We start from the raw sequence: 6000 nt of genomic DNA, 5'->3' as shown, positions 1-6000 counted from the left end.
ATAACATTTTTCTTGCCATAATAGATCATCGTTGTCTTGATATCGCTATGACCCAGAAGCTCCTGAACCGTCCGGATATCGTAGCCCCCTTCAAGCAGGTGGGTGGCGAAGGAATGGCGGAAGGTATGGCGCGTGGCGCGTTCCGTCAGTCCCGCTCTGGAGACGGCCTCCCGCACTGCCTTCTGGACCAGCGATTCGTCCACATGATGCCGCCCCTCTTCGCCCGTCTTCGTGTTCTTCCAGCGATGCTCCTGGGGAAAGACCAATTGCCAGCGCCACTCCTTCGGAGCATTGGAGTATTTGCGGTCCAGAGCATCGGGCATCTGGACGCGCCCTCACCCCTTGCGCAAGTCCTTTTCATGAACTGCCTTGACTCTTCTCAGATGTTCTTGGAGCGGCGCTTTGAGCGATACGGGCAGCATCGTCACGCGGTCTTTGGCGCCTTTGCCGTTCCGAACTATGATCTCGTTTCGGGCAAAGTCGATGTCCTGGACGCGCAGCCGCAGGCATTCCATCAGGCGCAGGCCCGCACCATACATGAGTGAAGCCATGAGCCATTTGTCGCCGGTTAGATGGTTAAACACGGCCTTGACCTCATCTGATCTCGGGCTCGGCCATCTCCGCAGGATGGCGCATATTGTGGAAGAAGATGAATCGCTTGACCCACATCACGTATGTCTGCTCAGTTCGGCGGCTGTAATGGCGTGAACGTAAGGCCTCGCGAAACCGATCCAGCAACTTTGGCTTCACACGGACAGCCAATGAACAGTCCGAACGACTTCCATTCGCTTCCTCAATATGTGTGATGGCACTTGTGCTTTGCATAACCGCTCCTGTTAATTTGCATAACCTTATTAAGAAGATTAGCATGCCCTCCTGGGTAGTGTCACTGGGTAAAATCGCTTAAAATGTTCGTTTCTAATTAAATTTCCAATTATTTTTGCGCCTTTGCGCCTTATGTATATTTTCTGGTAATTTTTAAAAAATCCTGCTGTTTCCTGACGAAATTCTCCTAAAGCGCGGCGTCATGTTCTCTGCTTTTTTACACTTTTTCAACCAGCAAAGCCACTATAATTTAATCGTATAGGAATTTTCATTTTAAGAATGCGGGTTTGCGGGCTTTTGCTGCTGCCCATAGTATACAAACGATAGCAGTAAGAAGGGTCGATGCTTATGATGGGCAAAAAGTGACTTATCATTATCGGTCGCATATGACGGAGAGAGTGGAGAAGGAAACCATAGAGGTTTATACGTTCATAGGGAGAATGGTCCAGCATGTTTTTCAAAAAAGGTTTAAAAGAATCAGGTACTACGGAGTTCAGGCAACCAAGAGTTTTGAGAAGATCAAGGAAACAATTAAAGAAGCAGTTGCCAAAGTAAAAGGAGTAGTCCAGGGCGCGGTAAAAATAATCGGCAAGAAGAGTTATCGAGAAAGATACCGGGAGAGTACAGGCACAGACCCTTTAGTTTGTCCTTGTTGTGGGGCTTAAGATGGAGATTTGGAAGATATGGCATCCCAAGTATGGGGTGATTTATGATGGATTCAAAGAAATATTGGGAGGCAAATATAAAGTCGAAGAGCGAAGAGATGCCATGGACGGAAAAGGAATGGGAGGAGCCATTCGGGCCTCCCCCGGAGGAGTACAAATATCTTTGTCCGATATGTGGGGAGGAGCTTTGGGTTAACGAGGCGATCATCGACGCTGGGATCGGCATGGCCAAGTTCAACAACGAGTACTACGAAGGATACATGCCCAAAGTTGGCTGTCCTGGATGCAATAACGATAGCATGGAGTACATAGGGGAAGAATAAAAGTCCGCCCGAAGGGCGCTAACTTGAACCGAGTCCTTAAATTCGATATAACTTACTCATTTATCTTTTTATTGCGGTTTTGCGAAGCGCCGCTATAGCAAACCGGCGAAGCTTCGGAAGCCAGTCCATTTTAAAAAAGTCAAGCCCGATAATAAGTCAAGCCTGACCATGCGTTATCCCCTACTACAGAAGAAGCGGCCTTGAAGTACAAAGGCCGCCTTAAATTCTATCAGCAAAATCACATATTTGGATTTCGAACACGAATTCGATTAGGAAATACGGTATCTTTATCAGCAGTCAGTATGATCCTGCTTTCTTTAAATGCCCAATCAAGAATGTCTTCATCAGGCATGTGCGGATTATTCGTTCGCACTTCCACAACATCATATCCGATATCCTTTAACCACCTGGCAATTTTTCCTCCAATGCAAACATCTACAAGAAATTTCATTTTGCAGCCTCAAAATTAATTGCTCCAATGCTTTCATTTGCTACCAAAGTTCGTGCATAGGCCAGGCAGGCTTTAATGTCGTTCAATTCCATGTCTGGAAAGTCTTCCAATATTTCTTGCATTGTCACACCCTGATCCAGGAGAGCAAGCATATTTTCCACCTTTATACGCAAGCCGCGGATAATTGGTTTACCATTGAAAATATCCGGATTAATTGTGATTCTCTCTAAAAGATCATCTTTTTTCACGGCATCTCGCTCCCTTCAAATCATTCGGCACTACCAACCTAATTTTACCATATCCGGGTATTGTCAACAACAGATAACTTCAAGAACGCTAAATAGAGTAACACAACAGGTTCTTTTCAATTCACCAGCTTGGTTTCCATTCCGGCAGACAAATCGAATTCCTTTAAAATGAGGTAACCTGACCCAGACTGTCAACACATCAGTCTATGGGATAAAACACATATTTAGGGGAGCCGCATACCGGGCATTCATCCGGGGGCTCGGGACCTTCGTGCACATATCCGCAGACCCGGCACTTCCAATGCCGGATGCGTTTTTGCCCTCCGCTGGTCCGGCCCAAATTCTGCATCGATTGGGTAGCGTCCACCTTGGGGGCGATAATAATTTCTCCCACCAGTACGCCGTCTTTAATATAGCTGCGTTTAAAGAAGTTCTCCGCCGGATCGTTAACCTCTACTATCCGGCAAAGTTCGGGGGGCAGATTGACTTCCCCGATTGAGAATATTTCCATATCAAAAGCCACTAGCATGGTTGACAGCAAAGGAGCCTTATATTCCACCCAGTCCCCGGCGGCGGCAGCCCCGGCCACCCTTCCCATCTCCAGGGAAACCGGCCATAACTCAACCAGTCTTTCTCCGAACTGGGCGCCGGCGCCGGCGGCATAGATGCTGGACTGACTGGTGCGCATACTGCCATCCACCACTATCCCCTGAGCCACATCTATACCGGCATCGCGGGCTAATTCCATATTGGGCTTGACCCCGGTGGAGATCAGCGCCAAATCCGCTTCCAGAAGCCGGCCGTCGCTTAGCCGCACACCCCGCGCCTGGCCGTCTCCCACAATTTCCGCGGTGTCCAGGCCCAGGTACAATTTTACGCCTTTGCTTTCCATCAACGCCTGCAGACGCCCGGAAGCCGGCTCGTCCAGCTGGCGGGGCATGATGCGCTGGTTATGCTCGATAACAGCAACCTCCACGCCGCTAGAGACCATCTCCCAAACCGCTTCCAAACCCAACACTCCGCCTCCTATAACCACGGCCTTTTTAGCAGACTTAATTGCTTCCTTCAGGAGCAGGGAGTCTTGCAGGCTGCGCAGGGCATGGACACCCCGGTTTTCCAATCCTTTGAATGGAGGCATGTTGCTGCGCGCTCCGGTGGCGACAATTAGTTTAGTATACGGAATGCTCTCGCCCTGCTCCGTAACTATGGTCCGCTTATCCGGTTCAATCTTAGCCACCCGGGTGCCGGTCTTCAATTCCACCCGGTTGTCGGCATACCAGGCAGGATCGAAAACATACAGTTGTTTATCGGAAAGATCCTCGCCGAGCAGATCGGATAAAGCCGGACGATAATAGGGACGGTATTCTTCTTCGCTTAACATAACGATTTCCGCGCTGCGGTTGCGCTTGCGAATGGCTTGAGCAGCCGATAGGGCGGCAATACCCCCGCCGATGATGACGAATTTATCCTGAGTATCATTAATAAATTCATCTTCCACGGTCTCGCGCACAAAATTATCCGCCCCTACACCGCAGGCCGGGCACACTGCAGGTGGTTCCGCCCCGACATGAATATGCCCGCAGACCAAGCATCGCCAGCGATGCATGGATATGTCCTGCTTTTTATCGAGAATAGCACAGCCGAAATCCATACCCAGCTTGAAGGCGTCGTCCAGATTGCCTTCGCCGGGTTTAAACTTGACCCGCAGGCCGGGCATAACCTGCATGCGCAGGGCCTGCAGACGGTTCTCAATGCCGGGTACGGCTTCCCCGCTCCACCCATAGGAACCAAAAGCCATGGCCACTTTATCCCCATGGCTTATTGGAGACAGGCGGCCGAGCAGCTTCCAAACCTGGGGCAGGACATCACCGTTGACGGTATTCGATCCGATTAAAAATCCGCTGGCGTCTAAAAGATCCTCCGCCACCCGGTCCAACAGTTCAGGATCATCTAATTTGTCTTCGATCAGCCGGTATCTTCTGATCTCGAAATCACCGATACTTTCGACACCTTCAACAATGCTGTCAGCCAGCTTTTTGGTGAAGCCGTAGATGCTCAAGCAGGCAAGAATTATCTTGGGCTTGCCGCTTTGGGGAATGGGAGGACGGGTGGACCATTGCCGGTAAAGATCAATATAGCGGTCGATGTCTTTGCGCAGAACCGGGCCGTGACCGGGGGCCACCATGGCCAGGGGGAGGTCTTTTATCTTGTCCAGCGCTTCTAAAACATAGGGCTTAAAAGGACCGATAATAGCATCAAAATACTCTTTATACGGGGTGATAAAGTCGCTCTCCATCAGATCATTAAAGAGACGCTCATCCGGATAGTGCGATCCGAATGAATCACAGGTGAAAAGGATTTGCTCCTCTTCCAGGTAGGTATAAATCGTGTCCGGCCAGTGCAGGAAAGGAGCGCTTATAAAACGCAGCGTTTTCCCGCCCAGGTCCATACGGTCGCCGTCATTTACTGCCCTAGCGTTAAATTTCTTGTTAGTAATTTCTTTTAAAAAGGAGAGGGCGGTCGGGCTGCCCAGAACTGTAAGATTAGGCGCCAGGTCGATCAATTTGGCAACCGCTTCTGAATGATCCGGCTCAGTATGATTCATGATCAGATAGTCGATATCAGCAAGATCCGTCACACTTTTGACATTATCCAGGTACTGAGCAAAAAACTTGTCCTCGCATACCTCCATCAGTACCATTTTTTCGCTGCCTTTAATCAAGTAGGCGTTATATCTGGTGCCGATGCCGGTAGTCATAACCGCATCGAAAATCCTGAGTTCGGGGTCGCGTACCCCCACCCAGCAAATACCGTCTTTTATTAATATCGCTGCCATAGACTTAACCTCATTTCCATCCCCATATTATGGTTATTTACCGGTTTAAATCAGCCGCACAATAATCCGGTGTAAAACATCGGTTGTGTAACCTAAAAAAGTAGCTGCGTCCTTGATGTGGTGGTATACTTCCCGGTATTTCATAGCCCGCAGCAGATCCTGGCCCTCGAACAACTTTCTCATACCGGCTCGATAATAACCCTCTACAAGCGTTTGAGCCTGGCGAATGCCCCCTATTTGATCTTCAGCCCGGCGGGCGTCTTCTCTCAGTAAATATATGGTCCGGGCCAATTGTTCTACACCATCAAGAAGATTTTTCACCATATGCCTGATTGTCGTGTCGGCGGCAACTGAAAAGGATTCCATTTCCAGTAAGGTAGATTGTGCATATATGGCGATGCGGCTCATTTGTATGGATATTGAATATATCTCCGAACGATCAAAGGGAGTAGCGAATGCCTCTATGAGATGTTTCTCCATATCTAACCGGCTTTGATCTGCTTCCCTCATCCTCTCTAATAAGCGCTGGTAATCCTCCTGAGAACGGCTCTCCAGCCAATCCAGCAATGTGCCGGCGATCTTGCCAGTGGCGGCCGCCTGTTCATTTATCATTTTATAGAAATCGTGTTTTACTGGAAACAGTCTGTCCCAA

General features: G+C 49.2%; 7 protein-coding genes and 1 pseudogene. 2 read left to right on the top strand and 6 right to left on the bottom strand.

What is annotated here, in order from left to right:
- Together DEH07_03720 and DEH07_03715 are read right to left on the bottom strand one after the other, a co-directional pair.
- Nucleotides 1-323 (bottom strand): integron integrase (locus tag DEH07_03720; GenBank protein HBY03644.1); only part of this gene is annotated, 323 nt, incomplete at its 3' end.
- A gap of 12 nt (nt 324-335) precedes the next feature.
- A pseudogene (locus tag DEH07_03715) lies at nt 336-825 on the bottom strand (hypothetical protein).
- A gap of 287 nt (nt 826-1112) precedes the next feature.
- On the opposite strand from DEH07_03715, the gene DEH07_03710 reads away from it, so the two are divergent.
- A complete protein-coding gene (locus DEH07_03710; GenBank protein HBY03643.1) occupies nt 1113-1490 on the top strand; it encodes a hypothetical protein in 378 nt (125 codons plus the stop codon).
- A gap of 44 nt (nt 1491-1534) precedes the next feature.
- Complete coding sequence (locus tag DEH07_03705; protein HBY03642.1) at nt 1535-1813, top strand: hypothetical protein; 279 nt, start codon at nt 1535-1537, stop codon at nt 1811-1813.
- Between the two features lie 238 nt (nt 1814-2051).
- Here DEH07_03705 and DEH07_03700 read toward each other — a convergent pair whose 3' ends face one another.
- The 4 genes from DEH07_03700 to DEH07_03685 all read right to left on the bottom strand — a co-directional run bounded on the left by DEH07_03700 (nt 2052) and on the right by DEH07_03685 (nt 5960).
- A complete protein-coding gene (locus tag DEH07_03700; protein ID HBY03641.1) occupies nt 2052-2264 on the bottom strand; it encodes a hypothetical protein in 213 nt (70 codons plus the stop codon).
- Nucleotides 2261-2512, bottom strand: coding sequence for a hypothetical protein (locus tag DEH07_03695; protein HBY03640.1), 252 nt, complete (start codon nt 2510-2512; stop codon nt 2261-2263). Before DEH07_03695 ends, DEH07_03700 begins: the two co-directional genes overlap by 4 nt.
- A 199-nt stretch (nt 2513-2711) precedes the next feature.
- Nucleotides 2712-5348, bottom strand: coding sequence for an MBL fold metallo-hydrolase (locus tag DEH07_03690; GenBank protein ID HBY03639.1), 2637 nt, complete (start codon nt 5346-5348; stop codon nt 2712-2714).
- Between the two features lie 45 nt (nt 5349-5393).
- The gene (locus DEH07_03685; GenBank protein ID HBY03638.1) at nt 5394-5960 is read right to left on the bottom strand and encodes a DUF47 domain-containing protein; all 567 of its coding nucleotides are present in this window, start codon (nt 5958-5960) and stop codon (nt 5394-5396) included.
- Nucleotides 5961-6000 lie beyond the last annotated feature (40 nt).

The sequence above is a fragment of the Desulfotomaculum sp. genome, assembly GCA_003513005.1.
Classification (GTDB): Bacteria; Bacillota; Desulfotomaculia; order Desulfotomaculales; family Nap2-2B; genus 46-80.
This window is presented reverse-complemented; position numbering and strand designations above follow the sequence as displayed.

Excerpts from the sequence above, each read along its gene's own strand:
- DEH07_03690 (HBY03639.1), bottom strand. The coding sequence starts at position 5,348 with ATGGCAGCGATATTAATAAAAGACGGTATTTGCTGGGTGGGGGTACGC.
- DEH07_03705 (HBY03642.1), top strand. The coding sequence starts at position 1,535 with ATGATGGATTCAAAGAAATATTGGGAGGCAAATATAAAGTCGAAGAGC.
- DEH07_03685 (HBY03638.1), bottom strand. The coding sequence starts at position 5,960 with ATGATAAATGAACAGGCGGCCGCCACTGGCAAGATCGCCGGCACATTG.
- DEH07_03700 (HBY03641.1), bottom strand. The coding sequence starts at position 2,264 with ATGAAATTTCTTGTAGATGTTTGCATTGGAGGAAAAATTGCCAGGTGG.